General features: G+C 70.7%; 24 protein-coding genes and 1 tRNA gene. 14 read left to right on the forward strand and 11 right to left on the reverse strand.

Annotated features, from left to right (window positions below):
* Positions 1 to 35: 35 nt before the first annotated feature.
* A complete protein-coding gene (locus ACIBVN_RS15615; RefSeq protein WP_397136745.1) occupies positions 36 to 1,070 on the reverse strand; it encodes a phosphotransferase family protein in 1,035 nt (344 codons plus the stop codon).
* Positions 1,071 to 1,436: 366 nt separating this feature from the next.
* On the opposite strand from ACIBVN_RS15615, the gene ACIBVN_RS15620 reads away from it, so the two are divergent.
* Both ACIBVN_RS15620 and ACIBVN_RS15625 read left to right on the forward strand, forming a co-directional pair.
* On the forward strand, positions 1,437 to 2,309 hold the full coding sequence (locus tag ACIBVN_RS15620; RefSeq protein ID WP_397136747.1) for a GNAT family N-acetyltransferase: 873 nt from the start codon (positions 1,437 to 1,439) through the stop codon (positions 2,307 to 2,309).
* Positions 2,306 to 3,427 (forward strand): DegT/DnrJ/EryC1/StrS family aminotransferase, encoded by a 1,122-nt coding sequence (locus tag ACIBVN_RS15625; protein ID WP_397136749.1) that lies wholly within the window; start codon positions 2,306 to 2,308, stop codon positions 3,425 to 3,427. The genes ACIBVN_RS15620 and ACIBVN_RS15625 overlap by 4 nt, the downstream gene beginning before the upstream one ends.
* A gap of 32 nt (positions 3,428 to 3,459) precedes the next feature.
* Here ACIBVN_RS15625 and ACIBVN_RS15630 read toward each other — a convergent pair whose 3' ends face one another.
* Positions 3,460 to 4,881 carry a PLP-dependent aminotransferase family protein gene (locus ACIBVN_RS15630; RefSeq protein ID WP_397136751.1) on the reverse strand — a complete coding sequence of 474 codons (1,422 nt, stop codon included), beginning with the start codon at positions 4,879 to 4,881 and terminating at the stop codon, positions 3,460 to 3,462.
* Between the two features lie 35 nt (positions 4,882 to 4,916).
* Between ACIBVN_RS15630 and ACIBVN_RS15635 the strand changes: the two genes are divergently transcribed.
* From ACIBVN_RS15635 to ACIBVN_RS15670, 8 genes are all read left to right on the forward strand, one after another.
* Entirely contained in the window at positions 4,917 to 5,555 is a 639-nt protein-coding gene (locus tag ACIBVN_RS15635; protein ID WP_397136753.1) for a pyridoxamine 5'-phosphate oxidase family protein, read from the forward strand.
* A gap of 42 nt (positions 5,556 to 5,597) precedes the next feature.
* Positions 5,598 to 7,895: a serine/threonine-protein kinase gene (locus tag ACIBVN_RS15640; protein WP_397136755.1), complete on the forward strand. Its 2,298-nt coding sequence runs from the start codon at positions 5,598 to 5,600 to the stop codon at positions 7,893 to 7,895.
* A gap of 94 nt (positions 7,896 to 7,989) precedes the next feature.
* Positions 7,990 to 9,693 (forward strand): serine/threonine-protein kinase, encoded by a 1,704-nt coding sequence (locus tag ACIBVN_RS15645; RefSeq protein ID WP_397136757.1) that lies wholly within the window; start codon positions 7,990 to 7,992, stop codon positions 9,691 to 9,693.
* A gap of 20 nt (positions 9,694 to 9,713) precedes the next feature.
* On the forward strand, positions 9,714 to 11,051 hold the full coding sequence (locus ACIBVN_RS15650) for a hypothetical protein (RefSeq protein ID WP_397136759.1): 1,338 nt from the start codon (positions 9,714 to 9,716) through the stop codon (positions 11,049 to 11,051).
* A gap of 49 nt (positions 11,052 to 11,100) precedes the next feature.
* On the forward strand, positions 11,101 to 12,192 hold the full coding sequence (locus ACIBVN_RS15655) for a DUF2510 domain-containing protein (protein WP_397136761.1): 1,092 nt from the start codon (positions 11,101 to 11,103) through the stop codon (positions 12,190 to 12,192).
* Between the two features lie 68 nt (positions 12,193 to 12,260).
* Positions 12,261 to 12,854, forward strand: coding sequence for an oligoribonuclease (gene orn / locus ACIBVN_RS15660; RefSeq protein WP_397136763.1), 594 nt, complete (start codon positions 12,261 to 12,263; stop codon positions 12,852 to 12,854).
* 68 nt (positions 12,855 to 12,922) lie between these two features.
* Positions 12,923 to 12,998 (forward strand) — tRNA-His (locus tag ACIBVN_RS15665).
* Positions 12,999 to 13,154: 156 nt separating this feature from the next.
* Positions 13,155 to 13,379, forward strand: a complete 225-nt coding sequence (locus ACIBVN_RS15670) for a helix-turn-helix transcriptional regulator (protein ID WP_344990895.1) — start codon at positions 13,155 to 13,157, stop codon at positions 13,377 to 13,379.
* 227 nt (positions 13,380 to 13,606) lie between these two features.
* Here ACIBVN_RS15670 and ACIBVN_RS15675 read toward each other — a convergent pair whose 3' ends face one another.
* Together ACIBVN_RS15675 and ACIBVN_RS15680 are read right to left on the reverse strand one after the other, a co-directional pair.
* Positions 13,607 to 15,157: an FAD-dependent monooxygenase gene (locus ACIBVN_RS15675; RefSeq protein WP_397136765.1), complete on the reverse strand. Its 1,551-nt coding sequence runs from the start codon at positions 15,155 to 15,157 to the stop codon at positions 13,607 to 13,609.
* Positions 15,147 to 15,782, reverse strand: coding sequence for a TetR family transcriptional regulator (locus ACIBVN_RS15680; RefSeq protein ID WP_397136767.1), 636 nt, complete (start codon positions 15,780 to 15,782; stop codon positions 15,147 to 15,149). The genes ACIBVN_RS15675 and ACIBVN_RS15680 overlap by 11 nt, the downstream gene beginning before the upstream one ends.
* A 101-nt stretch (positions 15,783 to 15,883) precedes the next feature.
* On the opposite strand from ACIBVN_RS15680, the gene ACIBVN_RS15685 reads away from it, so the two are divergent.
* On the forward strand, positions 15,884 to 17,104 hold the full coding sequence (locus ACIBVN_RS15685) for an NAD(P)/FAD-dependent oxidoreductase (protein WP_397136769.1): 1,221 nt from the start codon (positions 15,884 to 15,886) through the stop codon (positions 17,102 to 17,104).
* Here the strand turns inward: ACIBVN_RS15685 and lat are convergent.
* The 5 genes from lat to ACIBVN_RS15710 form a co-directional block, all read right to left on the reverse strand.
* Positions 17,094 to 18,368 carry an L-lysine 6-transaminase gene (gene lat / locus ACIBVN_RS15690; RefSeq protein ID WP_397136771.1) on the reverse strand — a complete coding sequence of 425 codons (1,275 nt, stop codon included), beginning with the start codon at positions 18,366 to 18,368 and terminating at the stop codon, positions 17,094 to 17,096. The genes ACIBVN_RS15685 and lat overlap by 11 nt on opposite strands.
* Positions 18,369 to 18,432: 64 nt before the next feature.
* Positions 18,433 to 18,975, reverse strand: coding sequence for an HdeD family acid-resistance protein (locus ACIBVN_RS15695; protein WP_397136773.1), 543 nt, complete (start codon positions 18,973 to 18,975; stop codon positions 18,433 to 18,435).
* A gap of 46 nt (positions 18,976 to 19,021) precedes the next feature.
* Entirely contained in the window at positions 19,022 to 19,387 is a 366-nt protein-coding gene (locus tag ACIBVN_RS15700) for a PPOX class F420-dependent oxidoreductase (RefSeq protein WP_397136775.1), read from the reverse strand.
* Positions 19,384 to 20,031 (reverse strand): hemolysin III family protein, encoded by a 648-nt coding sequence (locus tag ACIBVN_RS15705; RefSeq protein WP_397136777.1) that lies wholly within the window; start codon positions 20,029 to 20,031, stop codon positions 19,384 to 19,386. Before ACIBVN_RS15705 ends, ACIBVN_RS15700 begins: the two co-directional genes overlap by 4 nt.
* 103 nt (positions 20,032 to 20,134) lie before the next feature.
* Positions 20,135 to 21,670 (reverse strand): penicillin-binding transpeptidase domain-containing protein, encoded by a 1,536-nt coding sequence (locus ACIBVN_RS15710; protein ID WP_397136779.1) that lies wholly within the window; start codon positions 21,668 to 21,670, stop codon positions 20,135 to 20,137.
* 26 nt (positions 21,671 to 21,696) lie between these two features.
* On the opposite strand from ACIBVN_RS15710, the gene ACIBVN_RS15715 reads away from it, so the two are divergent.
* The 3 genes from ACIBVN_RS15715 to ACIBVN_RS15725 all read left to right on the forward strand — a co-directional run bounded on the left by ACIBVN_RS15715 (position 21,697) and on the right by ACIBVN_RS15725 (position 24,152).
* Complete coding sequence (locus ACIBVN_RS15715; protein WP_397136781.1) at positions 21,697 to 22,542, forward strand: spermidine synthase; 846 nt, start codon at positions 21,697 to 21,699, stop codon at positions 22,540 to 22,542.
* Positions 22,543 to 22,725: 183 nt separating this feature from the next.
* The gene (locus tag ACIBVN_RS15720; protein ID WP_397136783.1) at positions 22,726 to 23,016 is read left to right on the forward strand and encodes a hypothetical protein; all 291 of its coding nucleotides are present in this window, start codon (positions 22,726 to 22,728) and stop codon (positions 23,014 to 23,016) included.
* Between the two features lie 5 nt (positions 23,017 to 23,021).
* Complete coding sequence (locus ACIBVN_RS15725) at positions 23,022 to 24,152, forward strand: hypothetical protein (RefSeq protein WP_397136785.1); 1,131 nt, start codon at positions 23,022 to 23,024, stop codon at positions 24,150 to 24,152.
* A gap of 39 nt (positions 24,153 to 24,191) precedes the next feature.
* On the opposite strand, the gene ACIBVN_RS15730 is transcribed toward ACIBVN_RS15725, so the two are convergent.
* Together ACIBVN_RS15730 and ACIBVN_RS15735 are read right to left on the reverse strand one after the other, a co-directional pair.
* Positions 24,192 to 24,875 carry a response regulator gene (locus tag ACIBVN_RS15730; RefSeq protein ID WP_397136787.1) on the reverse strand — a complete coding sequence of 228 codons (684 nt, stop codon included), beginning with the start codon at positions 24,873 to 24,875 and terminating at the stop codon, positions 24,192 to 24,194.
* Complete coding sequence (locus tag ACIBVN_RS15735; protein WP_397136789.1) at positions 24,868 to 26,607, reverse strand: sensor histidine kinase; 1,740 nt, start codon at positions 26,605 to 26,607, stop codon at positions 24,868 to 24,870. Before ACIBVN_RS15735 ends, ACIBVN_RS15730 begins: the two co-directional genes overlap by 8 nt.
* Between the last annotated feature and the right edge of the window lie 37 nt (positions 26,608 to 26,644).

The raw sequence follows: 26,644 nt of genomic DNA on the forward strand, positions 1-26,644 counted from the left end.
TGAGGATCAGGGGTACGGAAGGCGCCCCCGTACGGTCAGGGCTGGTCGAGCATGCGATGTGCGCGGGAGATCAGCGTGGGCACCGCGGAGCCGATGCGGTCGAATCCCTCCCCAACGGTCTTACCTTGCCGGAACCGGGCGTGGATACCCTCCACGATGACCGCGAGCTTGAAGTTTCCAAAAGCTACATAAAACCCAAGATCTGAAATATCCCGGCCTGATGCCTTTGCGTAGTGCGCGGCGAACTCCGCCGAGTTCATGAACCCCGGCGCCACCGTCACATCCCCCGCCACCGGAATCCCCGCCCGCTCCGAGTCCCCCCGATCGTGCCAGTACGTCAGCGTCAGCCCCAGATCGGCCAGCGGATCCCCCAGCGTGGACATCTCCCAGTCCACCACGGCCGTGATCTCCAGAGAGTCACCCAGCTTGATCAGCGTGTTGTCCAGCCGGTAGTCACCGTGCACCAGCGTGCTGTCGGACGAGGCGGGCAGCCGCTCCCGCAGCCGCTCCACGAGCCGGTCGTACTCGGGCAGGTCCGCCGTCTTCGACCGCTCCCACTGCTGCCCCCACCGGTCGAGTTGCCTGGCCAGGTACCCCTCGGGGCGCCCGAAGTCCGCCAGCCCCACCTCGCGGTAGTCCACCGCGTGGATGGCCGCCAGCACCTCGGCCAGCCGCTCCGACAGCCGCCGCGTCCGCTCGGGCGAAGGCGGAGGCGAACCCAGCTCTTCCCGGGTCCGTACGGCGACCCCCTCCACGTGTCCCATGAGATAGAACGGCGCCCCGATGACGGACTCGTCCCCGCAGAAGGCGACCGGCGCGGGCACCGGGACGGGCGTGGGCGCCAGCGCCGAGATGACCCGCCACTCGCGCCGCATGTCGTGGGCGGTGGGCAGCACGTGGCCGAGCGGCGGCCGGCGCAGCACCAGGCGGCGGTCGCGGGCCTCGACAAGATAAGTCAGGTTGGACCTGCCGCCCGAGATCAGCGAGACGGACAGCGGTTCGCCGGCGTCGGGCACGTTCCGGCCCATCCACGCGACCAGAGCGGGCCAGTCAATGCCAGGTACGGTCATGCACACACATTAGAACGTCACTCGGTCCTGAACACCAGCTGGGAGTTCTGTAACGTTCCGACCTGCGGCGATGACGCTCCGAGTAATAGTCTTTACGCTGACCGTAATGGTCCCCCCTCAACTTCGAAAACAGCGGCATGCCAACGGTAGGAGCCCATGCGCGTCACCCTTGCCCTGCCCCATGAGCTGGGACATTCCGAACTGAACCGATGGCGGGACCTGCAGGAGGCGGACCCATCGGTCGACAGCCCCTTCCTGTCGCCAGAATTCACCATCACGGTGGGCGAACTTCGAAATATCGTACGAGTCGCCGTTCTTTACGACGGTCCTGACATTGTGGGTTTTTTCCCTTTTGAACGGCACCCCATGGGGATCGGCAAACCGGTCGCCGCGGGACTGACCGACGCGCAAGGGCTGATCCGCGCCAAGGACCTCGAGATCGAACCGCGCAGCCTGATCAAGGCCTGCGGGCTCGCGGTGTACGAGTTCGACCACCTGGTGTCCGGCCAGCCGCTGCTGAGCGAGCGGCACGCGCGGCACCCGTCGCCGATCATCGACCTGCGCGGCGGCTACGACCACTACGCGGAGGAGCTCAAGAAGCACTCCGGCAAGACGTACAAGTCCACCCTGGCCAAGTCCCGCAAGCTCCAGCGCGAGGCCGGGACGATCCGCCACGACTACGCCACCACCGACCTCGCGCCCCTCCACACGCTGCTCGGCTGGAAGACCGATCAATACCGCCGCACGGGCCGCACCGACAGGTTCGCGCACCGCTGGATCGTGGAGCTGGTCGAGCGGCTGCTGGCGAGCCAGTCGGAGAGCTTCGCCGGGGTGCTGGACATGGTGTACGTGGACGACCGGCCGATGGCCGGGCATTTCGGGCTTCGTACGCGTACGACGCTCGCCGGGTGGTTCCCCGCCTACGATCCCCATTTCGCCAAGTACTCCCCCGGCCTCATCCACCACCTGGCGATGGCCGAGCGGGCCGCGGAGCACGGCATCCAGGTGATCGACATGGGCCGCGGCGAGAAGGAGTACAAGGACAAGCTCAAGACAGGCCAGCTCGAGGTGGCCGAAGGGCGCGTGGCGAGGGTCGGCGCGGCGGCCGGCCTCCACTGGATGGTTCGCGTGCCGGTGCGCAAGACGCGCGCCACGGTGCTGGCCAACCCGTTGCTGCTCAAGACGGCCGACAAGGCGCTGAAGACCTACGGGCGGCTCCGCACCGTCCTGCAAGGGTGAGGCTCATCAAAGAGCGCACGGGCCGCCGCTGCCTGCCGCTCCCGTCCAACCGCCTCGGCCTCTACCTGGCGTTACGGCACTGGTGCGAGCCGGGGCAGCGGCTGCTCATGTCGCCGATCTCGGCCGACGAGATCCTGTTCCTGGTGCTCGCGGCCGGCCTGCGCCCGGTGATCGCGCCGCTGTCCGCCCGCGACGGCAACATCGACGTCTCCCGCGTCCACCTCGCCGAGGTGGACGCGGTCCTGACGACCAACCTGTACGGCCTGCCCGACAACGCCCCCGCCTTGTCCGGAAAAGTGCTGATCGAGGATGTGGCGCACGCCATGGAGACGAGCCTCGGCGGCCGGCCCCTGGGCACCTTCGGCCAGGCCGGGGTCTTCAGCCTGGGCAAGCATCCGGGGGCGGGCTCGGGCGGCGTGCTGGCCGTCGAGCACGAGTGCGACCTGCGCGCGCTCCAACGCGCCCGCGACGCCCTGCTGGCACCCGGCTCGCTGCGGGCCGACCTGATCAGCGTGGCCACCTCGGTGGCCCGCCAGGCGGCCCTCAGGCTCGACCTCGTGCGCCCGGCGCTCTGGCTCATGCGCACCCTCGGCATGCAGGAGGAGCGCGAGGGCTACCGCATCCCCCTGGACCCGCGGTCCCTGGAGCGGGCGCTCGAACAGGCCCCGGACCTGCCGCCCTTCGACCGCTGGGTCCGCGCCGACCTGCACGGCTACCGTGCGCGGCGCGGCCCTGTGGCCCGCTGGCACCAGTCCAGGCGCCTGGCCGAGGTCCCCGCGGACAACGAGTGCAGGCTGATGGGCGTCGCGCGCCTGGCCGAGCTGCCCACGGTCGCCCCCGCCGTGCGCGACGACGTGCGCCGGCCGCTGTTCCGCGTGCCGTTCCTGGTGCGGGACCGGGACACGGCCATCACCGACCTGGAGCGGCACGGGGTGGCCACGGGCTACCTGTACGACCCGCCGTACGACGACTACGCCCCCGCCTTCACCGAGCCGTCCCCTGACCCCGGCCCCGCGCGCTGGTGGGCGCGGCATGTGCTCCCGGTCGACCCGGTCTACGCCGGCCGCGCCCTCCCGCTCCTGCGCGGCCTGGAGCCCCCTGCGCAGGGTCCGCCCTGACTCCGAAGGCGTTCCTTCGGCCTGGTTGTCGCTCAGCCGGGGTCCTGGGCGTCGCGGATGAGCTCGGCCAGGATCCGGCAGCCGCGCCGGACCTCGGCGAGCGAGGCGGAGCCGTACCCGATCACCAGGCCGTGCAGGTGGGCCCGGCCGTGGTGGTGGCGCATGGCGGAGTCGAGCAGGACGCCGCGCTCACCGGCCCGCGCGATCACGTCCGGCGCGACGGAGGCGGGCAACTCGGCCAGGACATGCAGCCCGGCGGTGTCGCCGCGCAGGCGGCAGACGGGCCCGAGGAGCTCGACGACCGCGGCGCGGCGGCGCGCGTACTCCAGGCGCATCCTGCGCAGGTGCCTGTCGAGGTCGCCGTGCTCCAGCAGGGTGATCACAGCCTGCTGTACGGGGCCGCTGGTGCGGTCGGCGACGCTGCGTCGCAGCCGGGCGATGGTGGCGACCAGCTCCGGGTCGCCGACGAGCCAGCCGACGCCCACGTCCGGCGCGAGGGTCTTGGACAGCGTGCCGAGGAGCACCACCCGGGACGGGTCCAGGCCGTACAGGGCGGGCAGCGGGGCCACGTCGTAGCGGAACTCGGCGTCGTAGTCGTCCTCGACGATCGTCGCGCCGGTGCTCCTGGCCCAGGCCAGCAGCCGCTCCCTGCGCGGGATCGGCAGCCGCCCGCCCAGGGGGTACTGGTGCGCGGGGGTGGTGTAGAGCACGCGGAGATCGCCGGGCAGCCCGTCCACGATCACGCCGTCCTCGTCCACGGGGCACGGCACCACCTCGGCCCCCCTGGCCGCGAACACCGTCCGCGCCACGTGGTAGCCCGGGTCCTCGACGCCGGCCCGCGCGCCGCCGCCGAGCAGGGCCAGCGCGCACAGGTCGAGCCCGTTGCCGGTGCCCCTGGTGACCAGGATGTTCTCCGGGCCGACGGCCATGCCTCTGGCCCGTCTCAGGTGGTCGGCCAGCAGCTCCCTGAGCCGGGGCAGTCCGTACGGGTTGGGCGAGGCGCCCGGCGGCAGGTCGGCGGCCTTGCGCCAGGCCCGCCGCCACGCCGCCCGGTCGTAGTCGCGAACCCAGGGCTCGCCGGGCATGAGGTCGATCGAGTCGGCCGGTGCCGGCGGCGGCGCGGGCACGTACGTGCTCTCACTGGGCTGCGGGCTGGTGACCTCCATGTCGGCCACGAACGTGCCGGAGCCGTGCCGCCCGTCCAGCCAGCCCTCGGCGTACAGCTGCTGGTACGCCTCCGTGATCACGGTCCTGCTCACCGCGAGCTGGGCCGCCAGGGAACGCGTGGACGGCAGCCGCTCGCCGGGCGCCAGCGTGCCGTCCAGCATGGCGCGCCGCAGCCAGTCGGCGAGCTGCGCGGTCAGCGGCGTGTCCGAGTCGCGCGAGAGAGATACGGGCAGGTCAACATGGGTACGCACGGAAGTGGTCTCCGCGATGGGCTCGATAGTGGCCATACAGGATAGGTCCACTTCGTGGTTACGGTCGAATCATGCTCTCCACCACTCCCCGCACCACGCTCGGCCGCGAGAAGCAGCGCGGCAGCACCGACAGGAACGATCTCTACGAGGTGCTCGACACCGGACTGATCTGCCACCTGGGCGTGGTCGTGAACGGCCATCCCATGGTCGTGCCCACGGGCTACGGCCGCATCGGCGAGACCCTCTACCTGCACGGCTCCACCGGAGCCACGTCCCTGCGCGCGGGCGACGGGAGCGACGTGTGCGTCACGGTCACGCACCTGGACGGCCTCGTGCTGGCCCGCTCGATCTTCAACCACTCGGTCAACTACCGTTCGGCGATCATCTACGGGCCGGCGAGGCTGGTGACGGACCCTGAGGAGCGGATGGCGGGGCTGCGGGCCCTGTCCGAGCAGCTCGTGCCCGGCCAGTGGGACTACGTCAGACGGCCGTCGCGCAAGGAGCTGGCCGCCACGGCGGTGCTGGCGCTGTCGCTGGAGGAGGCGTCGGTCAAGATCAGGAGCGGGGCGCCCAAGGACGAGGAAGAGGACTACGACCTGCCGGTATGGGCCGGGGTGCTGCCCCTGGTCACCTCTTGGGGCGAACCGGAGCCAGATCCGGTGCTCCCAGAAGGTATCGATGTACCGGTTCACATCCTCCATCGGGAGTAGTTCCATAAAGCAGGCACCACCTGCTCCTGATGGGAGACGGCGATGGAGTGGAGCGCTCCCGGCTACACCGAAGTCAAGCAGCTCGGTGCGGGCGCCAGCGGGCGGGTGGCGCTGGCCCTGCACGACGAGACCGGGGTCAAGGTCGCGATCAAGTACCTCTCCGGGGAGCTGCGGCGCGATCCCGCCGCGCTGGCCAGGTTCCAGTCGGAGGCACGGCTGCTGACCACGCTGCGCGACCCGAACATCGCCACGATGTGGGAGTACATCCAGGAGGCCGACGGGGCCTGCATCGTGATGGAGCTGGTCAACGGCGTCTCGCTGCGGGCCCTGCTGCGCGAGAACGGCACGACCGAGCCGGAGGCGGCGCTGACCGTGCTGAAGGGCTCGCTGCTGGGGCTGGCCAGGGCGCACGACCTCGGGCTGGTGCACAAGGACTACAAGCCGGAGAACGTGCTCGTCCGGGACGATGGGGTCAGCAAGCTGGTCGACTTCGGGATCGCGGTGCGGCAGGGCACGGCCGCGCATCCGGAGGGCACGCCGCCGTACATGGCGCCCGAGCTGTGGGAGGGGCTGCCCGCCTCGCCGGCGACCGACGTGTACGCGGCCACGGCAGTCTTCTTCGAATGCCTGACCGGGCATCGGCCGTACCGGTCGACCGAGCCGAGCGTGCTCGGCTACCAGCACATCCACGCGCCCGTGCCCTTCCACGACGCGCCTGAGCCGGTGCGCGAGCTGGTCAGGCGCGGGCTGGCCAAGGATCCCGCGCAGCGACCGGCCGGCGCGCACGCGTTCGTGGCGGAGCTGGAGGCCACGGCCAGGGCGGCGTACGGCGAGGACTGGGAGGAGCGCGGCAAGCGGCGGCTGGCGGCGCTCGTGGCCCTGCTCGCCTTACTGCTCCCTGCGCCGCAGACGACCACGCCCGAGGCGACGACCTCGCTGGCCAGGACGGTGTTCCGAGGCCTGCGCTCGAACACGGCACGCGTGGCCATGGGCGGCGCGCTGGCCGTGGCGGCAGCCGTGGCGGTGGTGGTGGTCGTGCTGGCCAACCGCCAGTCGCCGCCACCGCCCACGGAGCCCATCGGCGCCGCGGCGGCCGTACCGCCTTCGCAGGTCACGACGGAGCCGCCGACGGATCCGCCGACCACTCCCGAGACGACCCCTCCGCCGACGACGCCGACGAGCACGCCGGAGGCGGTCGTACCCGTCGAGAGCCCTGTGAAGAGCCCTGCAAAGAGCCCGGTCAGCACCCCGTCGGACGTCAAGCCGGTGAAGAGCCCCAAGGCCACGCCGAAGCCCACTCCCAAGCCGACGCCGACCCCCACGCCGACCCCCACGCCGACGCCGACGCCGACTCCGACGCCGACGCCCACTCCCGCGCCGGTGACCGAGGTGCTCGGGGTGAGCGTGGGCGGCCTCACGGTCGACGAGGACGGGGTCGCCGCCGCCACGGTCACCGTGCGCACCAGCGGCACCGCCGCCGTCACCGCCACCGCGGCCTGGACCGCTCCCGGCACGGACGGCCGCGTCCAGCGCCTGCGCCTGTCCGGCGCCAGGTCCTACACCCGCGCGCTCACCTGGGACATGGGCGAGCGCCCGTGCGGCAGCACGGTCACGCTGACTGTCACCACCTCCCCCGCAGCCCAGGGCGGCGCCAGGTCGGCCTCGTTCTCCGTGCCGTCCTGCCCCACGAGGGTGAGCGGCCTGAGCGTGTCGCTGAACCTGCCCGCCGCGCCGGGCCGTACCGCGAACGCCCTGGTCAGGGTGACCGCGAGCGGCACCGGGCAGATCCCCGTGACGGCCGAGTTCGCGGTGAACGGCGACCCGGTCGGCACCCGTACCGCGAGCCTGTCCGGCCGGACCTCCTACTCGCGGTCGTTCGCCCACACCTTCAAGTCCCGTCCCTGCGGCGCGACGCTGTCGGTGCGGGTGAGCGCGGGTGGGCGGACCGCCACCGCGCGGGCCTCGGTGCCCTGCCCGCCGCAGGTGGAGCGGGTGTCGATCGTCAGGGCCGGTGCGGGCGAGGGCGGGCTCGTCGCGACCGTCTCGGTGACCACGTCGAACACCCAGCCGGTACGGCTCGTCGTGTCGTTCGCGGCCGGCGAGGGCGGGGGCGCCGAGTCGGTCACGCTGTCCGGCGACACCTCGTACACCAGGACCTTGAGCCGCTCCGTCCGACTCCCGTGCGGCATCAAGTGGTCCGTGACGGCCTCCACCGACCCGGCGGCGGGCAACGGGAGCGACAGCGCGGGCGGCGCCACGCAGGAATGTCCCAAGGAGGAGGAGCCGAGCAGGACCCCGAGTCCCCGTCCAGATGACACATCGGGTGACATTCCTGACTAATCGGGATACCAGTAGCGGGAAAGCGGTTCCCTCTGGTTAAGCTACGGCCGGTTGATGAGGGTGGGGGCCCGGAATAGTCCAGAGGAGAACCGTTATGCACGGTGATGGGCGGTGGGGGGTCCCCGGCTATACCGAGGTACGCCAGCTCGGTTCGGGGGCGGCCGGTCGCGTGGTCCTGGCCAGGCGCCACCACGACGGCGCCGAGGTGGCCATCAAGTACCTCAGCGACGAGCTCAGGTCCGACGTGGCGTTCGTCGCCCGGTTCCGGCACGAGGCCAGGCTGCTCAGCACGCTCCAGAGCAAGTACCACGCCCGGCTGATCGACTACGTCGAGACCGGCCAGGGCGCGGCGATCGTCATGGAGCTGATCAACGGGGTTTCGCTGCGCGAGATCCTCAGGTCCGAGGGCCCCACAGGGCCCGAGGCGGCGCTGGCCGTGCTCAAGGGCTCGCTCCAGGGTCTGGCCTCGGCCCACGCGATCGGCGTCGTGCACCGCGACTTCAAGCCAGAGAACGTGATGGTCCAGGGCGACGGCACCAGCAAGCTCGTGGACTTCGGCATCGCGGTCAGGGCGGGCGAAGGCGCCGGCGCCGCCGGCACGCCGCCGTACATGGCGCCCGAGCAGTGGTCGGGCGGGCGCCCGGCACCCGCGACCGACGTGTACGCGGCCACCGTCGTGTTCTTCGAGTGCCTGACCGGCACCCGGCCCTTCCGGGCGGCCAACATCGCGGCCCTGGCCCGCCAGCACCAGGCCACGCCGCCGCCGGTGCACGAGGTGCCCGCGCAGCTCCGGAGCCTGATCGAGCGCGGCCTGGCCAAGGACCCGGCCGGGCGGCCGCCGTCCGCGGAGGCGTTCCTGACCGAGCTCGAGGCGGTCGCGGCCGAGGGGTACGGACGCGACTGGGAGGAGCGCGGACGCCGCCGCCTGGCCGCGCTCGCCGGCCTGCTGGTCCTGCTCTTCCCGAGCGAGCTCGCCGAACCGGGCCAGGCGCAGACCTCGCTGGCCGAGACCCGGTTCCGCAGCCCGTTCCGCAGCCTCGGCAAGGTGCCCGCGAAGATCGCCGTCGGCGCGAGCGCCGTCGCCGTGCTGGCCGTCTCCGCCGTGGTCATCGCCAACGTCGCTTCGGACGAGCCGGCGCTGCGGGCGCAGACCAGTGCGGTCACGCCGACCACGGCCACCCCGTCCACGCTCGAGCCGGCGGAGACGGAGGAGGAGCCCGCGCCGACCCCGGAGGAGACCACGCCGGAAGAGAGCACGCCCGAGCCGACGCACACGCCGACGCCGACGCAGACGCAGAGCGCCGCGCCACCGCCGGTCCAGCCGACCGCGAGCACGCGGTCCACGCGCACTCCCACCCCCAGGCGCACGCGCACCCCGGTCAGGACTCCGCCTGCCAAGGCCAGGAAGCCGACCCCGGCGGCCACGTCGGAGCAGCCCCCGATCACCGGGAACGCGCAGGATCCGGAGGGTCAGCAGCCGCCGTCCTCGTCCGCTCCCACCCCGCCGCCGCCCCCCACGACGCCCACGAGCCGGCCGAGCGAGCCCTCCGAGGCGCCCAGCGAGGTGCCTGAGGGCGGCGGGAACGCCGGAGGCGAGGCGCCCACGAGGGGCGAGCCGACCGGGGGTGAGGAGCCGACGGGCAGGGGCGAGCCGACAGGGGGCGAGGAGCCGCGGCTCGACGGCGCGAGCAAGGCGTCGGCCGCGCTCATCGCCTTCGGCCTGATGACGTCCGGCGCGGTTCCGGTCACACTTGCGGTGAAACGCCGTATGGCGGGACGGCACCGAAGGAAGTGCTAGGAAGCGCCGGGGGGACGGCGATGAGCAACGCTGCACACGGTATCGCCGGATTCCGGCTCACCGAGCACACCTGGATGACCGAGCTCGGCAACTGGATCGACGCCATCTCACCCGACGGCCGCAGGGCGGGGGCGCTGCTGTTCGATCCGAAGATCATCGCTCTGCCCGGCGTGCGCGACCGCGTGGTGCACGCGGTCATGACCGACCAGCGGCTCGTGCTGGGCGGGCTGACCGGGCTGATCCCGGTGGCCGACGTGGTGGCGGCGGGCGACCAGGTGTGGCTGCTCACCGCGCAGGCGGTCAGCCCCACGCTGTCCGAGCTGCTCGCCACCGGGCCGATCGACCCGCCCGGCGCGGTGTCCGTGCTGATGGAGACCGCTCAGACCTTGCTCGCGCTGAACACGGCGCAGGTCACCCACGGCTCGGTTCACCCGGGCACCGTGGTGATCACGGCGGAGGGCGCCGCGCTGCTCTCCGAGCGCGGTCTGTCCGACGCCATCCGCGGCCAGGCCTCCCCACGTGAGCGGGACGCGGCCGGCTGGGCGTCGCTGGCACGCGGGCTGGCCGCCTCGCTCGGGCAGGGCCACGCGCGCCTCGCCGAGCTGCTGGAACGTGCCGCGGCCACGGCCGGCACCCTGGGCCTGGCCGCCGCCCGCGATGTGTTGACCGGCGAGGCGGCCGGCCGGGACGGGCTGGCGCAGGCCGCTCGGGGGCGCTCGGCGTTCGCGCAGGCGCGGTCGTACGCGCAGCCGCCCGTCCTGCCGCCGAGGGACGAGGGCGACATCGTCACGCTGCTGCACGTCCCCGGCCGGTCCTCGGGGTCCGTGCAGTTCGGGCCGGGGGTGGGCACGCAGGTGCAGCGGCCGGAGACGACGGCCGAGCGAATCTGGCGGGCCGGGCGCGACCAGGCCGCCACCGAGCACCGCCCCGCGACCAGGCTGACGAGGGCCTCGCGGGCACGGCGGCGGCGCACGATCATCTCCTCGGCCGTCTTCGCCGCCATCATGGCGGGGGCGGTTCTGGCCTGGTTCTACGCGGGCAACTCGCCGGAGCTGGCGGTCATGTCGATCGACGTGGTGGCGCCGAAGAAGACCCAGGGCTGCGGCAAGGCCGTCCTGATCAGCGGCACGGTCGTCACCAACGGGGCGCCCGGCGAGATCACCTACGAATGGCGCAAGAATCTGGACAAGGAGGTCGTCAAGGGAACTCTGCGCACCAAGTCGGATCAGACGACGTACCAGGTGCCGTTCAGGTGGACGTTGCAGGGCAAGAGCAACGTCAAAGCCACCGCCACGCTGCGGATCCTGACGCCCGGCCCGGTGCGCACGGACAAGGCCAGCTTCACGTACAAGTGTTGATGCCGTCCCAGCAATGCATATCAAAGCGGTTCTTACTAATCTGGCCAGCATGACCACGCAGACCCCCGCGGGCTGGTACCCGGACCCCTACGGAGAGCCCCAGCTCCGCTGGTGGGACGGCAACCAGTGGACCGACGCCGTCCACGCGCAGCAGCCGGGGCAGGGCCAGCCCCAGCCCGGCTCCGGACCCCAGCCTCCACCCCAGCCCCAGCCCCAGCAGCAGCCGGGCTCGGGGCCGCAGTCGGGCCCCAACTGGTCGGCGACGCCCGCGAACCCCACGCTCCAGTTCGGCCAGCCGACCTTCGGCCAGTCGGCTTACGGCCAGCCCGCGCCGACCGCCCAGTGGCCGGGCGCTCCCCTGCAGGGTCCCGGCTACGGCCCGCCGCCCAAGCAGGGCAATCCGCTGCCGTGGGTGTTCGGGGGGCTGGCCGCGCTGGTGGTGGTCGCGCTGATCGTGGTGGCCGGCATCTTCTTCATCAACGGGTACAGCTCGGTGACCGCCTTGCCGACTCCGACGGACACGTTCGAGCAGCAGCCGCCTCCCAGCAACGAGCCGCCGTCCAACCCGCCGCCCACCCAGGGCGCCGTCGAGCTGCCGCAGCCGGTCGACGGGCGCATCACCGACGCGCAGGCCGGCCTCTCCTTCGAGGTGCCCGCTAACTGGAAGGTGCCCCCGTCCAACGAGATCAACGGCACGGACCCGACCCAGCAGACGTGGTCGAGCGGGGTGCAGGCCACCTCGCAGGAGAAGTACGACGGCGAGGGCGACTGGGTCGGCAACGTCTACACGGGGCTGCTCAACGAGCTCTACCCCTACACCGGCGCCTCGGGGCTGGGCGAGACGGCCAAGGCGGTCTTCGTCGACTTCACCACCAGGTACTACCAGCTCCCCCACGAGACCAAGGTCGTGCAGGACAAGGCGATGAAGGTCGGCGGCAAGGACGCGTGGGTGCTGCAGTTCGAGCTCGACTTCTCGAAGGTCTCGCAGGAGAAGGGCTACAAGTGGAAGAAGGAGAACGGCGCGGTCGTGCTGATCGATCGCGGCGAGGGCGAGCGACCTGCCATCGTGTACGCGTCCGTACCTGACAATCTGGGGACCGACGTGCTCGGCAAGGTTCTCAGCTCGCTCAAGCCCGCCTGACCGGTGGCACTAGGCTGGTGGGGTAACAAGCGGGCGGATTGCTCCGAGCCGCTGGGCGAGGAGATCGAATGAGTGACTTGCTGGTTTGGATCGACTGCGAGATGACCGGGCTCGACCTGAGCCGCGACGCGCTCATCGAGGTGGCGTGCGTCATCACCGACAGCGAGCTCAATCAGCTGGACGAGGGCGTCGACGTGGTCATCAAGCCGCCGCCGGAGTCGCTGGAGCAGATGTCGGAGATCGTGCGCGAGATGCACACGGCCTCTGGGCTGCTGCCCGAGCTGGGCGGTGGGGTGACGCTGTCGGAGGCCGAGTCGCTCGTGCTCGACTACATCCGCCGCCACATCCCCGAGCCGAAGAAGGCGCCGCTGTGCGGCAACTCGATCGGCACCGACCGCACGTTCATCTCGCGTGACATGCCGGGGGTCGATGGCTATCTGCACTACCGGATGATCGACGTCTCGTCGATCAAGGAGCTGGTCCGCCGCTGGTACCCGCGGGTCTACTTCGCCGCGCCGGAGAAGCAGGGCGGACACCGGGCGCTGGCGGACATCACGGAGAGCATCAGGGAGCTGCGTTACTACCGCGCGGCGATCTTCGTGGCGCAGCCGGGACCCGACTCGGCGACCGCGAGATCGCTGGCAGAGCATGTCAGCGGCTAAAGGAGTGGCGTAAAGACTCCCGATTCCCGCTACACTTTTCCTGTGCCGCCACGCGAGGGCGGTTCATGGTGGGTGTAGCTCAGTTGGCAGAGCGCCAGGTTGTGGTCCTGGATGTCGAGGGTTCAAGTCCCTTCACTCACCCCAGGTGCAACGGCCGGTCCTTCAGGACCGGCCGTTGGCGTTTTCTCCCGACAATGGCCCCAAAACACGACAATGCGAGTTATGCTCGCTGTCTACCGCTCACGCCGGAAGCACGGGGGCCATCGGCGATCTGACCGTCTGCGCGCCCCCGGAGGCCGGATGAGAGTCGACGACGCAGCGTTCGATAGCGTGTTCACGTCGCTGAGCAAGCGCGAAGCCGAGGTCATGGACCTGATCGCGACCGGCCAGTCCAACGGCCAGATCGCGCAACGGCTGTTCCTCAGCGAGAAAACGGTCAAGAACCACGTCAACCGCATCTACGCCAAGCTGGGCGTGGACTCCCGGGTCACCGCCATCGGGCTGTGGCTGTCCCGCCAGGAGTGACCCCGGATCGCCCCACCCGGCGCAGCGGTCCGTCCCCGAGACACGAGCCGCTCCGCCGGTCTGCTTCCGTGTGCCGAGGGGTCTCGCCGCGCCGCCACGCCCACGCGTCCCCGGGGCGCCTGCCTCGGCTGTGTGACGTCCCCCCGTCGCGGCGCCTTTGGGGGCGTCGGTGCGCATGAGGGGCGATATGCGCACGCCCGGTGGTGGCCGTGGAATAGGGGGTTGGGTCAGCCGAACCAGCGTTCCAGGGCTGATTGGAGGGCCTTCAGTTCCTCGGGTTCCGGGCGGGGCGAGGACGACGCCCAGGCCACGTAGGAGTCCGGCCGGAGGAGGAGGGCGGTGGCACCGGGCGCAGGAGGCTCGGGGCGGGCCGTCACGAGGTCCACGGCCGTCTCGTGCCGTCCGGACAACGTTCCCGACAGCTGCCCGGACTCGGTCAGGTCCAGGAGCAGGGGCCGCGCGTTCCGGGTCAGCTCCGCGAGCCGGACGGAACCGTCCGGGGTGAGCAGCGACATGTCCGGCGCGAACCGGCCGACGAGCGGGTGCGCGCCCGCCTCCCCCATGTCGTAGCGGACGTCGGCGCCCGCGATGAGCTCGGCGAGGTGCTGGACGTTGTCCCGGTGGCCGAGCAGCTCGGTGAACAGCTCGCGCAGCGCGGTGACGTCGCTGCCCGGCCCGATCAGCGCGGACTGCGCCTGGGCGTTCATGATCATGCGGCTCGCCGCCTGCCTGCGCTCGGTCTCGTAGCTGTCCAGCAGCCCGGCAGGGGCACGGCCGGCGATCTCGGCGGCGAGCTTCCAGCCGAGGTTGACCGCGTCCTGCAGCCCGAGGTTGAGCCCGGGGCCGCCGCCCGTGGCGGCGTACACGTGGGCGGCGTCCCCGACCAGGAACACGCGCCGGTCGAAGAACCGTTCGGCCATCCGCGTGTTGCCGCGGGTCAGCCGGCGCAGCACGTGCGGCCCCTCGCCGGCGGGCGGGCCGAGCGGCACGTCCACGCCGAGCACCCGGCCGATGCTCTCCCGCAACTCCTCCAGGCTCATCGGGACTTCGGGCTCCGGCTGGTCCCACTCGGTGGTGTTGATCAGCGGCGGGTGGCCGGGGAAGGGCGCGTACGAGAACCCGCCGCGCTCGGTGCGGTGCGGCAGGAACGGCGGGACGGTCCCGTAGCCGGGGACGTTCAGCGCGCCGGTGGCCGGGTCCACCCACTCCGCGGGAACGGTCGCGTGCGCCGACCGGACGGTCGTCCGGTCGTAGGTGACGCCGGGGAAGCCGATGCCGGCCAGCTTGCGCGTGATGCTGTGCGCCCCGTCCGCGCCGACCAGGTAACGGGCGCGCAGCCGGTACGTCCCGTCCGGCCCCGAGACGTCCACCGTGACCGAGTCGTCGTCCTGCGCCAGGCCGGTGACCTCGTGCTCCCGCCGGATCTCCACGCCGAGCTCGCGGGCGCGCTCCTCCAGCACCTGCACGATGCGGAGCTGCGGCACCGCCAGGCCGTAGATCGGGCTGTCCGCCAGCACGCTCAGGTCCAGACCCATCGCGGCGAACATGAAGTACGCGGAATTCGGCTGCGGCGGTCCCTGCATGCCGCTGAGGCGTTCGTGGAGCCCCCGGCGGTCGGCCAACCTCACCACCTGGCCGAGCAGGCCGTTCGCCTTGGGCTCCGTGCTGGGCGCGGCCAGGCGTTCCAGCACGATGGGGCGGACTCCCGCGAGGGTCAGCTCGCAGGCCAGCATGAGCCCGTTGGGGCCACCGCCGGCGATGACGACGTCAGTGATCACGGTGTTCTCCTGTGTCGGACGGGATGGGAAGACCCGCGGCGAGCCGGTCGAACACCTCGCGCAGCACCTGGTCGAGCGGTTCTGGCCGCTCGGCGCGCAGGCAGTGCTCGATGGCCACGGCGCTGCCGGCGCCGATCACCGCGGCGACCAGTTTCGGGTAGACGTCCTGCGCGGGATCGGTGCCCGTGCGCTCGGCGATCGCCCTGGCCAGCTCGTCCTGGGCGACCGCGTTCGCCTTGAGCACCTCGCCCTGCAGCGCCGGCTCGGCCAGCATGAGCCCGACCCCGTCCCGCCAGCGCCCGAACTCGGCTCCCGTGCTGTCGCCCGGTGCGAAGTTCGCCCGCACCGCGGCCACGACCGACTCCCACAGGGGTTCGCCGGGCGGACTGGCGCGGATCTCGTCCGCGATCCGCAGCGTGCGCTCGACGTGGGCGGCGGCGATGGCCTCAGCCTTGTTCGAGAAGTAGTTACGGAAGGTGCGCACGGACACGTTGGCCGCTGCCGCGATGTCCTCGATGGTGACGTTGTCCCAGCCGCGCTCGACGCACAGGCGGATCGTGGCGAGACTCAAGGCGACTCGGGTCTCCCGCTTCTTGCGTTCGCGCAACCCGTTGCTGGTCTGCATGGCGTCACCGTAACAGATCTTGCCGAAAGGGCAAAAATGCCTTTTAGGCAAGAAGGTCGCACGCTGGTTTAAGAGGCGCCGACCAGGCCATGGACCTTGACATGGTGCAGAGACCGCGAGTCGTGGTGGTGGGGGCGGGGTTCGCCGGGCTGGCCGCCACCAAGGAGCTGGCCAAGGCGGGGGCGCTGGTGACGCTCGTCGACCGCAACCCGTACGCGACCTTCCAACCGCTCCTCTACCAGGTGTCCACCGCCAGCCTGGGCAGCGGGGACGTGTCGTACCCCATCCGCACGTTCGCCGCCAAGTGGCCGAACGTGCGGACACGCCGGGCCGCCCTGAGCAAGATCCTCCCGGCCGAGCGGCGCGTGGAGCTCGATGACGGCAGCGTGGTCGACTACGACTACCTCGTGCTGGGCACCGGCGTCACCACCAACTGGCTCGGCATCGAGGGCGCGCGGGAGAACGCGCTGCCGATCTACTCGCTCAGGGACGCGGCGACGTTGCGCCGCCGGTTCCAGCACCACCTGGAGGACACCGCGTCGGGCCGGCGCAAGAGCATGCACGTCGTGGTGGTCGGCGCGGGCGCGACCGGGGTCGAGATGGCCGGCACGCTGGCCGAGCTGCGGCGGCGCACGTTGCCGCTGACTCATCCCGAGATCCGCCCTGACCAGACCAGCGTGACGCTGGTGGAGCGGTTCGACTACGTGCTGGCGCCGTACAAGCCGAGGCTGCGGGACACGGCGGCGCGGGCGCTGCGCCGGCGTGGGGTGCGACTGCGGCTGGGCGCCACGGTGGCGTCCGTCGAGCCGGACGCGGTGGTGCTGGCCGACGGCACGCGGCTGCCGAGCGACGTGACCGTATGGGCGCTCGGCGTCGCCGCCCCCAAGCAGGTGGGCAGCTGGGGCCTGCCGCAGAGCAAGGGCGGCAGGATCAGGGTCACGGAGGCGCTGAACGTGCCCGAGCATCCCGAGATCTTCGTGGCCGGAGACCTGGCCGGGCCGCCCAACCCGCTGCCACAGCTCGCCCAGCCGGCGATGCAGATGGGCAAGCATGTGGCCACGCAGATCCTCGCGGCCGCGCAGGGGCGGCCGCTGGAGGGGTTCTCATATCGCGATCCAGGCATCATGGCCACCGTGGGCAAGGCGGAGGCCGTGTTGCAGCTGTCCAACGGGCTCACCGTGCACGGGCTGCCCGCCTGGCTGGTGTGGATCTTCGTGCATCTGGCATACCTGCTGGGCGGCCGCAACCGCATGACCGTGCTGCTCAACTTCTTCTGGCGCTACTTCGGCCCCCGCCGCGCGGCCACCAGCGTCACTCAGTGAGCGCCTCCGACATCGCCTGCAGGCCGTGGTCGACATCGGCCTCCGGGATGTTCAACGCCGGGCGCACGCGTACCGAACGGGGACCGCAGGGCAGCACCAGCACCCCGTGATCCTCCCTGAGCCGGGTCACCAGCGCGTCGCGCGTGGCCTGGTCCGGCAGGTCGAACGCGCACATCAGGCCCCTGCCACGGACGTTGGAGGCCAGCTCCGGGCGCTCGGCCTCCAGCTTGGTGAGGCCGTCGAGCAGCGCGGTGCCGAGCGTGCCGGCTCGGGCGATCAGGCCGTCGCGCTCGACGATCTCCAGGATGCCCCGGCTGCGGACCATGTCCACCAGGCCGCCGCCCCACGTGGAGTTGATGCGCCCGCTCTGCTGGAACACGTTGTCCGGCACCAGGTCGACCCTGCGCCCCGCCATGATCCCGCCCACCTGGATCTTCTTCGCGAACGCCACCACATCCGGAGCAAGACCCAGCTGCTGGTACGCCCACGGCGTGCCGGTCGTGCCGCCGCCCGTCTGGACCTCGTCGAGGATGAACAGGGCGTCGTACTCGTGGCACATGTGCTGCATGGCCTGCAGGAACTCGGGCCGCATGTGGTTGTCGCCGCCCTCGCCCTGGATGGGCTCGGCGATGAAACAGGCGATGTCATGCGGATTCCGCTCGAACGCCGCACGCGCCTGCGCCAGCGCACGTTCCTCGGCCGCCTCGACGTCGCCGAAGTGGATGGCGGGCACGTCGATCCGCGGCCAGTCGAACTTGGGGAAGCGGTCGGTCTTGCCCGGCTCGGTGTTGGTCAGGCTCAGGGTGTAGCCGCTGCGGCCGTGGAAGGCCTTCGTCAGGTGCAGAACCTTGGTGCCCAGGTCGCGCGAGCGGCCGGCGGCCTCGTTGCGGCGGCTCTTCCAGTCGAAGGCGGTCTTGAGGGCGTTCTCGACGGCCAGCGCGCCGCCCTCGACGAAGAACAGGTGCGGCAGCGCCGGATCGCCCAGCACCCGCACGAAGGTTTCGACGAAGTCCGCAAGGTGCTCGGTGTAGATGTCGGGGTTAGCCGGTTTGTTCCGGGCGACCTGGCCGAGCAGGTGGGCGAAGTCGGGGTCGAAGGGCGGGTTCACGCCGAGCGGCGCTGAGGCGAAGAACGTGTAGAAGTCCAGGTAACGGCGGCCGTTTCGGGCGTCGACCAGCCAGGAGCCACGGCTGAGCTCCAGGTCGAGCACGAGGCGGTATCCATCGACGAGCAGGTGGCGGGCAAGGCGGGCGTGTACGTCCATGGCGACTCCACGTGCGTCGAACAGCTTATGTTCCTCTTGTGAAAGGCGGGCATCTACATAAAATTTACGGGATACCTACCCCAGGAGTGAAGTTCTTCACACGCAAGGCCAGGGCGATCTCGGCGATGCCGTGCAGGATCGCGAAGACGCCGACCAGCCAGACGAGGCTGAGCAGGCCCGCGCCAGGCCAGATGAGCAGCAGGACACCGAAGATCGCCGAGAGGATGCCGCCGACGATGAGCATCCACTCCTTGTCGATGACCTTGCGCAGCTGGATCCCGGCGACGATCTCCAGAACGCCGGTGACGATGGCCCAGAAGGCCACGAGGTAAAGCAGGGCGAGGGAGGTGATGGCCGGCCAGACGAACGTCGCTATGCCGATCAATATGCCGATAATTCCAGAAATGATGAGCCAGGCCCTCGACCTCGCCCCGTGCCGGAACCCGGCGAACAGCTCGAACACTCCACTCACCAGCGCATACGCACCGAAGAAGATCACCAGCACGAACAGCGTGATCCCGGGCCAGATGAGCGCCAGGAAACCGAACAGAATGGCCGCGAGGCCGCGCAGGAGCAGCAGCCACCACGATCGAGCGATATCTCCCATGCTGATCTGCTTTCCGAGCAGTGCCCGGAAACAGACCAGCACGGGGTCAAATGTCGGTGATGCGGACTCCCACGGTGCCGGTGCTCCCCCTGCGGAGCTTGCTGCCGAGCAGGGTGATCCGCCCCATGAGCCCGTACTTGCGCCGCAGCAACCCGCGCACGCGCTCGGTCTCCGCGGCGTCCAGCACCACGGCCCGCCCCTTGACCGGCTCGGTCCTGAGATTGCCCCTGAAGTCGCACCCCGCCACGCTGACCTCCGGGTTGTTCCTGATGCGCTTGACCTTCCCCGAGTCGGCGACAGTCCAGATGACCACCGCGTCTCCGTCCTGCGCGGCCCACACCGGGGTGGCGACAGGCGTGCCGTCCCTGCGGTACGTCGTCACCGAGATGTACTGCTCTGTCCCGAGATTCACATGTGCGAATAAACCACAATCGACACCGCGATGTACTGCACCAGGTACGCGGCGACGGTGAACGCGTGGAAGACCTCGTGGAAGCCGAACCACCGGGGCGACGGGTCCGGGCGGCGCAGGCCGTACACGATGGCTCCGGCCGAATAGAAGACGCCGCCGACGGCCACCAGCACGACGGCGGCCACGCCCGCGCCCTGCAGCAACTGCGGCATGACGAAGATCGCCGTCCAGCCCAGCGCCAGATAGAGCACGGTGTAGAGCCAGCGCGGCGCGCCCATCCAGAGCACCCGGAACAGCACCCCGGCCATGGCCCCGCCCCAGATCACGGAGAGCACCGCGATCCGCGCCGCCCCGTCCAGCGCCAGCAGGGCGAAGGGCGTGTACGTGCCGGCAATGATCAGATAGATGTTCGCATGATCGAACCGGCGCAGGAACTCCGCCAACCTCGGACCCAGCGTGCCCCGGTGATAGGTGGCCGAGATCCCGAACAACAAACCGGACGTTATGGCGTAAACGGCGGCGGCCAGCCGCGCCTGCAGGGTCGGGCCGAGGGCAACGAGCACGAACCCCGCGAGCAGCGCCACGGGCAGCGCTCCGGTGTGCAACCAGCCTCGCAGCCTCGGCTTCACGGTGATGGTCGTCATGAAACCTACGGTACCGTAGGTGCGAAATTCGCTACCTGTGGCGGACCGCTGAACGCGGCCCACCATAGGTTATGACGCTGGTATCTGTGACAAAGGCCTCGCGCTAGAGGCCGTTGAGGAAGCGGGCGGCGACAGGGACGGCGGCCTGGCGGCCCGAGCCGCCGTGCCGTACGAAGACGCAGAAGGCCAGATCGTCCCGGTAGCCGATGAACCACCCATGCGACCCGTCGCCGTCATCCACCTCGGCCGTCCCTGTCTTGCCCGCCACGCCCTCCGGCAGCCCCATGTCGCTGGCCGTGCCGTGATCGACCACGGCGGCCATCATGCCCCTGAGCGCCGCCACGACCTGCCCGTCCATCGGCACGTCCTTGTGCGGAGCGCCGTCGATGCGGCGTACCTGCGACTCCGACAGCAGCCTGGGCGAGCGCCAGGTGCCGCTCTGCACGGCGGCGGCGAGCGCGGCCATGCACAGCGGCGTGGCGACGACCTGGCCCTGGCCGATGGCGTCCGCCCCGAACACGTCCTGGTCGTCGGTGTCCGGCATGGTGCCGCAGGTGCCGCCGATGCCGGTCGCGATCGGCCGCCCGAATCCCCACTCGTCGGCCGTCTCGCGGAGCTGGTCCGCGGTGAGCCTGGTGGTGGCCTGCTCGACGAACGTCGTGTTGCAGGAGTAGGCGTACGCGTCGGTGAAGCTGACGAGGCCGCGGTCCACTTTGCCGTCGTTGTCGAAAGGGCGGTGGAAGGGGATCGTGTACGTGCCCGGGCACTGGACCTGGGCCGCCGGGTCGAGCCCGTTCGCGAGCAGCGCCGCCGCCGTGATCGTCTTGAAGACGGACCCGGGCGGGAAGACGTCGCGTACGGCGCTGTAGTTGTCCTTGAGGCGGTCGGCCAGCGCGAGGATCTCGCCGGTGCTCGGCCGGATGGCGATGATCGTGGAGTCGTCGACCCCGTCCAGCGCCCTGGCGGCGGCCGCCTGGACGCTGCGTGACAGGGTGGTGCGCTCGACGTTCGCCTTGGGCTGACGGGTCATCAGCTGCCTGACGGGCTGTCCCGGGATCTTCGAGACGAGCTCCCAGCCGTGCCCGGCCTGCGCGAACTCGGGTTTGAGCTGGTTGAGGTACGAGTCCGCGTAGCTGTCGTTCGGGATCCTGTCGCCCTCGCTGGTGACCAGCTCGGCCGCCGCGGCGTCGATCTCGTCCAGCTCCAGCGTGCCGCCGTCCTTGAGCAGGGGGTGCAGCGTCTCCGGGGCCCATAACACCTTCCAGGCCCGATCCCGTACGCCGAGCCGCAATGTGCTGTCGAACGGCCACGCCCCGAACTGGGCGAGCTGCCGCACCCCCGCGAACGGCACCTCGGCCGCCCCCTCCCCCGTGCTCTTCAACTGCCCGGGAGTCAGCTTGATGGACTCGACGTGGAGGTCCTCCGTCAACCGGTAATGCCGGACGGCGAAGTCCGCGGGCGGCTGGTACGCCAGGCGCGCCATGCGAGACACGTCACCTTTGCGCCAAGCGTCGAAGTATGCCGCGGCGGTCTGGGAAGCGCTGCCCTTGACGCGGTCCGACGCCATGACGGCGAAAGCACCCGCCCCAACTACCGCGACAAGAGCGATAACGAGCACAATCAGCCTTCGTCGTCGCATACGGTTTCTCCCAGGAGGGGATCAGCGTGGCACGTGGACAGCGGGAACCGATGCCTGGCCTGTATCCGGTGACGTTCGGCGAGATCGAGCTGCTCCGGGATCTGGACAGGCAGGACGGCTGGGTGCTGTCCAAAGATGGCGTACCTCAGTCGTACGTTGATCTACAAGACCCGACATTTCTGGAATTTGAGTATGTACGACTCATGGCGGATGTGATCGACCTTTTGCCTGAGGGGCCGCTGAGCTGCGTACACGTGGGCGGGGGCGCCTGCACCATCCCCCGCTACATCGCCGCCACCCGCCGGGGCTCCCGCCACATCGTCATCGAGCCCGACGGTCTCCTGATCAATCTGGTACGCGAGCAGCTGGACCTGCGGTCGGTGCCCAAGCTGAAGGTCATCGTGGAGGGCGGCAGGGAGGGCACCGGCAAGATCTGGGACGCATCGGCGGACCTGGTGGTGCTCGACGCCTTCACCGGGGCGACGATGCCCGTGGAGCTGGCCACACTGGAGTACATGGGGGACCTCGCCCGGGTCCTCCGGCCGTCCGGCACCCTGTTGATCAACATGGCCGACGGGAAGGGCCTCGCCTTCGCCAAGCGCCTGCTCGCCACGGTGACGCGCACGTTCGGCCACGTGGCCCTGCTGGCGGAGCCGGGCATCATGCGTGGCCGCCGCTTCGGCAACCTGATCGTGGCGGCCTCCCGTACGGCGCTGCCCGTGGACCTGCTGACGCGACGCGCCGCGGGCGGCCTCACGCAGGCTCGATGCGTGCACGGGGAGGCGCTGACGAACTTCATCGCGGGCGCCTCCCCCATCAAGGACGGCGACCCGGTCCTGACCCCGGTCCCTCCACCAGCTGTCTTCGGCTGATCCCTGGCTGTGGGCAGACGGGCTGACGACAGGCGCCCGCACGCGCACCGCGCCGCGGCTCCAGCGCGCGAGACCATCTCAAATGTAATCGCCAGGTTAAAAATGTCCCACTAGCCCGCTGAGAGCGGCCGTGAATATGCTACATATGCCACCAATGCGACAGATGCGACAGAGGGGGCTTTTGTGGCGGATCGCGAAGACGGGTTGACGTACTCGGCGTCCGGGCTCCTGGACGGCATGAAGGGCTATCTGGACGAGGGCGAGGCGATGCGCATCATCGCCGAGCGTTTCAAGCAAGACGCCCATCTCAGCACGTGGAACTTCGCGATGGTGTCCGGCACGATCGATCTAGCCGACGCCTACCACGAGCGCCACGCCGACGTCTGCGCGTACCTGGACGATCTGCAGAGGGCCATGAAGGAGGCAGCCGAGGGCATCGCAGCCAGCAAGCGCAACTACGACAAGGTCAAATAGCCGCGATGAACACCTTCGACCTCACCCCGCTGCGCGACCTCGTCATCAACCTCATCGCCGCGGTGTCCAACCTCGGCGACGCCAGCGACGAGCAGCGACTCAAGGACGCGGCGCAGGCCCACCGGCAACTCGCGCGGGACCTGGACATGCTCCGGATCGACCCGGTCATGAACGCGCTCAAGGAGTGGCGCGGCGCGGCGGCGAACGAGTTCAGGCGGCACTGGCGCAAGGTCGCCGACACGAAGGTGCTCGATGACGTCATCGAGGGCAGCGAGAAGGTCGCAGAGGTCCTGGAGCAGGCCGCGTACGCCGCGCACCAGACCAGGGAAGCGGTCATCGAGATCATCAGGGCGGTCCTGGAGGCCATCGCGATCGGTTACGCGCTGTCCATGGTGTCCGCCTGGTTCTCGGCCATCGCGCAGTACAAGCGGGCCATGGAGGTGGCCTGGCAGGGCGTCACGCTGCTGGAGAAGCTCGGCCTGATGATGCGCTCGCTCAGGCTGGCGCTCAGCGCCCTGCCCAAGATCAGCAGGCTGGCCAGGCTGGGCCGGCTGAACGTCGCGCCGCGCGGTCTGGCCGGCAAGGGCGCGGAGTTCGACAAGATCTTCACCCAGAAGTTCCTCACCAACCTCGCCACGTTCAAGAAGACGTGGAAGATCGCCTTCGGTCCCGCGGTGATCGGCACCGAGATGCTGGGGCAGGGCTTGTCCGGCAACAGCATCTTCAACCTCAACCTGACGTCGTTCGCGCAGGCCGCCAGGATCTCCACGGCCGCGGCCTCGTTCGGCACGGTCGGTGGCGCGCTCGGTGCGGCCGGGAAGGCCAGGCTGCTCGGCACGAGGCTGGCGGCGACGAAGTGGGAGTTCGGGGCCGGCCTCCTGCAGGGCGCGTCCGGGGCGGCGTGGGCGGCGACGCTGGTGAAGTCCGGCTGGCAGATCGTCGAGTCGTCCGCGTCGTTCGGCGGCTACGTCGCGCTGCGCAACGGGCTGATCTCCCTGGTTCCCCAGTGGAGCAGGCTGAGCCCGGTCATGCAGAAGCAGCTGATCGGCTTCGTGCCGACGGCCGGCTTCCGCGTGTGGCGGCCGCTGTCCACGCCGGAGCAGCTGGACATCGAGCCGTTCAACCGGCCGAGGTGACCGGCTAGGGGCCTGTCGGTCGATTTCTGGAACGGCTGCTCAGGCCACGTCAGGCCCGAGGTAGGCGAGCACGGCGGCCACCCGTCTGTGCACGTCGCCGCTGTTCTCCAGGCCGAGCTTGGTGAAGATGGCGTTGACGTTCTTCTCCACCGACGAGATCGACAGGTGCAGGGCCCGGGCGATGGCCGAGTTGGAGCGCCCGTGCGCCATCTCCCTCAGCACATCCCGCTCACGCGCCGTCAGGGCCTCCCGCTGCCCTCGTACGTCGCGCCTGGCCAGGAGCCCCTCCACCACCTTCGGGTCGATGACCGAGCCGCCGGAGGCGACCGCCCTGATCGCTCCCAGCAGCTCGTCGAGGTCCCCCACCCGATCCTTGAGGAGATACGCGTAACCCGCCGTGCCGTGCTTGAACAGCTCGAACGCGAACAAGGTGTCCGAGAACTGCGAGAGCACCACCACCCCGACCGCCGGGTGGGCGGCGCGGATGCGGTGGGCCGCGTCTATGCCCTCGAAACCGGGCCGCCAGTCCCCGCCCGGCATGCGGATGTCGGTGATCACGACGTCGGGGGCGAGGCGGCGGACGGCGTCCATGAGCTCGTCGGCGTCGCCCACCGCGCCGACGACGGTCACCTCGCCGGACGTGTCGAGCAACTGACGGGTGCCCTCGCGTACCAGGTAGTGGTCGTCCGCCACCACCGTACGGATGCGCGCGAGGTCATTCATCGGCCGGCACCCACGCGGTCAAACGTGTCCCCTTCCCCGGCGAGCTGTCCACGGTCAGGCCGCCGCCGAGGGCGTCCAGCCGGTCGGACAGCGTCGCCAATCCTCTGCGATCCGTGGCGGACGGGTCGAAGCCCGTGCCGTCGTCGGCGACCGTGGCACACAGGCGCCCGTCCGCCTGCGACAGGTGTACGTCTATGGTGGCGGCCGCCGCGTGCTTGAGCGCGTTGGCCACCGCCTCGCTCACGGTGAAGTACATGGCGCCCTCGATCTCGTCGGTAAACCGCCTGGAGCGCAAGGAGGGCGGAACGGTCACCGTGGTCTGCACGGGCAGGCGGGAGCAGCGCTCCTCCACGGCCTCCACCAGGCCGCCCTGGCTGAGCGCGGACGGATGGATGCCGGCCGCCAGCTCGCGCAGGTCGGCGAGCGTCTGGCGGGCCTGTTCGCGCAGGTGGGCGAACATGTCGGGGCCCGCTCCCGTGGCGCGGGCCAGCTCGAGCCCGGCGATGAGCGCGACGAGCTGCTGCTGCACGCCGTCGTGGATGTTGCGCTCAATGCGACGGCGCTCCGCCTCCTGCGCGTTGACCAGCCGGGTGACCAGCCCGGCGCTCTGGATGGCCAGGCCGGCGGGCACGGCCAGGGCCTCAAGGAGCCGCCGGTCCTCACGGGTCAGCGAGCGGGGCGACGAGCCGGGCAGCGAGCCCGTGACGAGCGGTGGGCCGCATTCGATCTGCCCGAGACCCCCGCGCACCGGCACCGCCAGCACCGCCGCGCCCTCCTCCTTGCCCGCGACCACGCGCCGGCCGTCCGCGAGCGCCACGGCCGCCCACCTGACCTCCAGACCGGTACGCACGGCCGCGGCCAGCCTGCCGAGCAGCTCCACGGGCTCGGGCGCGTCGTCGAGCGCCGTGCCGAGGTCGGACAGCACCTCGCCCACCGTCGGGCGCACGTCGAACATCAGGAGCAGCCGCGATCCCCTGATGCGGATCCTGATGTCGAGCAGCCGGTGCCGGACGAGCGCCACCCCGATGGCCGCCGGCAGCGCTCCGATCAACATCATCACCCCCGCCAGCCCGAACACCCCCATCCCGGAGCTGAACACCAGCACGCCTCCGGCCATGGTCGCGGCCACGCCCCCGACCATCCAGGCGTACTGCCCGCGCTCGGCCCGCTCGCTGCGTCGCCAGCGGACCACGAGCCCGCAGAACACGATCGCCGCCATGATCCATGTGACGAACTGCCCGCCACCGGCCAGGAGAGCGGCCGCCGGGGACACGTCCACCATGCCGTACGGGCTGATGCCGATCCAGGCGACCCCGGCGGAGTGCGCGGCGACGGCGACGCCCGAGATCCACGCGACGGGCCGCCACCGGCGCGAGGGCAGCCGCCCGTCGGGGAAGAGCAGCGGTACGAAGATCCAGGTCAGGCCGTAGAATCCGGCGGACATGCAGCCGAGCAGGGTGACCAGGAGCTCGGGATAGCCGCCGCGGACCGACAACCCCACGCCGAGCGTGCCGAGCCCGAGGCATGACCCGCCGGCCAGCAGCAGCCAGCCGTAGCGGACCTCCGGACGCCTGAACGCCAGCAACCAGCCCAGCGCGGGCAGGACCAGGCCGAGCACGATGAACATCCACTCGGTCGCCGGGACAGGCCACCTGCTCGCCAGCAACGTGCCGGTCACGATGCTCCCGGCCGCGATCGTCGCCAGCAGCCCGGCCACCAGCCTGGAACTCATAGGCCCCCATCGTCGCGGGCGTTCGGGAGATCGTCTA

It is taken from the genome of Nonomuraea sp. NPDC049400 (assembly GCF_044466425.1).
In the GTDB taxonomy this organism is placed as follows: domain Bacteria; phylum Actinomycetota; class Actinomycetes; order Streptosporangiales; family Streptosporangiaceae; genus Nonomuraea.

Bases quoted from the DNA above. Each gene is read 5' to 3' on its own strand.
- ACIBVN_RS15650 (WP_397136759.1), top strand. From the start codon at position 9,714: ATGAGCAACGCTGCACACGGTATCGCCGGATTCCGGCTCACCGAGCAC.
- ACIBVN_RS15725 (WP_397136785.1), top strand. From the start codon at position 23,022: ATGAACACCTTCGACCTCACCCCGCTGCGCGACCTCGTCATCAACCTC.
- ACIBVN_RS15670 (WP_344990895.1), top strand. From the start codon at position 13,155: ATGAGAGTCGACGACGCAGCGTTCGATAGCGTGTTCACGTCGCTGAGC.
- ACIBVN_RS15685 (WP_397136769.1), top strand. From the start codon at position 15,884: ATGGTGCAGAGACCGCGAGTCGTGGTGGTGGGGGCGGGGTTCGCCGGG.
- ACIBVN_RS15640 (WP_397136755.1), top strand. From the start codon at position 5,598: ATGGAGTGGAGCGCTCCCGGCTACACCGAAGTCAAGCAGCTCGGTGCG.
- ACIBVN_RS15655 (WP_397136761.1), top strand. From the start codon at position 11,101: ATGACCACGCAGACCCCCGCGGGCTGGTACCCGGACCCCTACGGAGAG.
- ACIBVN_RS15635 (WP_397136753.1), top strand. From the start codon at position 4,917: ATGCTCTCCACCACTCCCCGCACCACGCTCGGCCGCGAGAAGCAGCGC.
- ACIBVN_RS15730 (WP_397136787.1), bottom strand. From the start codon at position 24,875: ATGAATGACCTCGCGCGCATCCGTACGGTGGTGGCGGACGACCACTAC.
- orn (WP_397136763.1), top strand. From the start codon at position 12,261: ATGAGTGACTTGCTGGTTTGGATCGACTGCGAGATGACCGGGCTCGAC.
- ACIBVN_RS15620 (WP_397136747.1), top strand. From the start codon at position 1,437: ATGGGGATCGGCAAACCGGTCGCCGCGGGACTGACCGACGCGCAAGGG.
- ACIBVN_RS15645 (WP_397136757.1), top strand. From the start codon at position 7,990: ATGCACGGTGATGGGCGGTGGGGGGTCCCCGGCTATACCGAGGTACGC.
- ACIBVN_RS15705 (WP_397136777.1), bottom strand. From the start codon at position 20,031: ATGACGACCATCACCGTGAAGCCGAGGCTGCGAGGCTGGTTGCACACC.
- lat (WP_397136771.1), bottom strand. From the start codon at position 18,368: ATGGACGTACACGCCCGCCTTGCCCGCCACCTGCTCGTCGATGGATAC.
- ACIBVN_RS15630 (WP_397136751.1), bottom strand. From the start codon at position 4,881: ATGGCCACTATCGAGCCCATCGCGGAGACCACTTCCGTGCGTACCCAT.
- ACIBVN_RS15735 (WP_397136789.1), bottom strand. From the start codon at position 26,607: ATGAGTTCCAGGCTGGTGGCCGGGCTGCTGGCGACGATCGCGGCCGGG.
- ACIBVN_RS15615 (WP_397136745.1), bottom strand. From the start codon at position 1,070: ATGACCGTACCTGGCATTGACTGGCCCGCTCTGGTCGCGTGGATGGGC.
- ACIBVN_RS15695 (WP_397136773.1), bottom strand. From the start codon at position 18,975: ATGGGAGATATCGCTCGATCGTGGTGGCTGCTGCTCCTGCGCGGCCTC.
- ACIBVN_RS15680 (WP_397136767.1), bottom strand. From the start codon at position 15,782: ATGCAGACCAGCAACGGGTTGCGCGAACGCAAGAAGCGGGAGACCCGA.
- ACIBVN_RS15710 (WP_397136779.1), bottom strand. From the start codon at position 21,670: ATGCGACGACGAAGGCTGATTGTGCTCGTTATCGCTCTTGTCGCGGTA.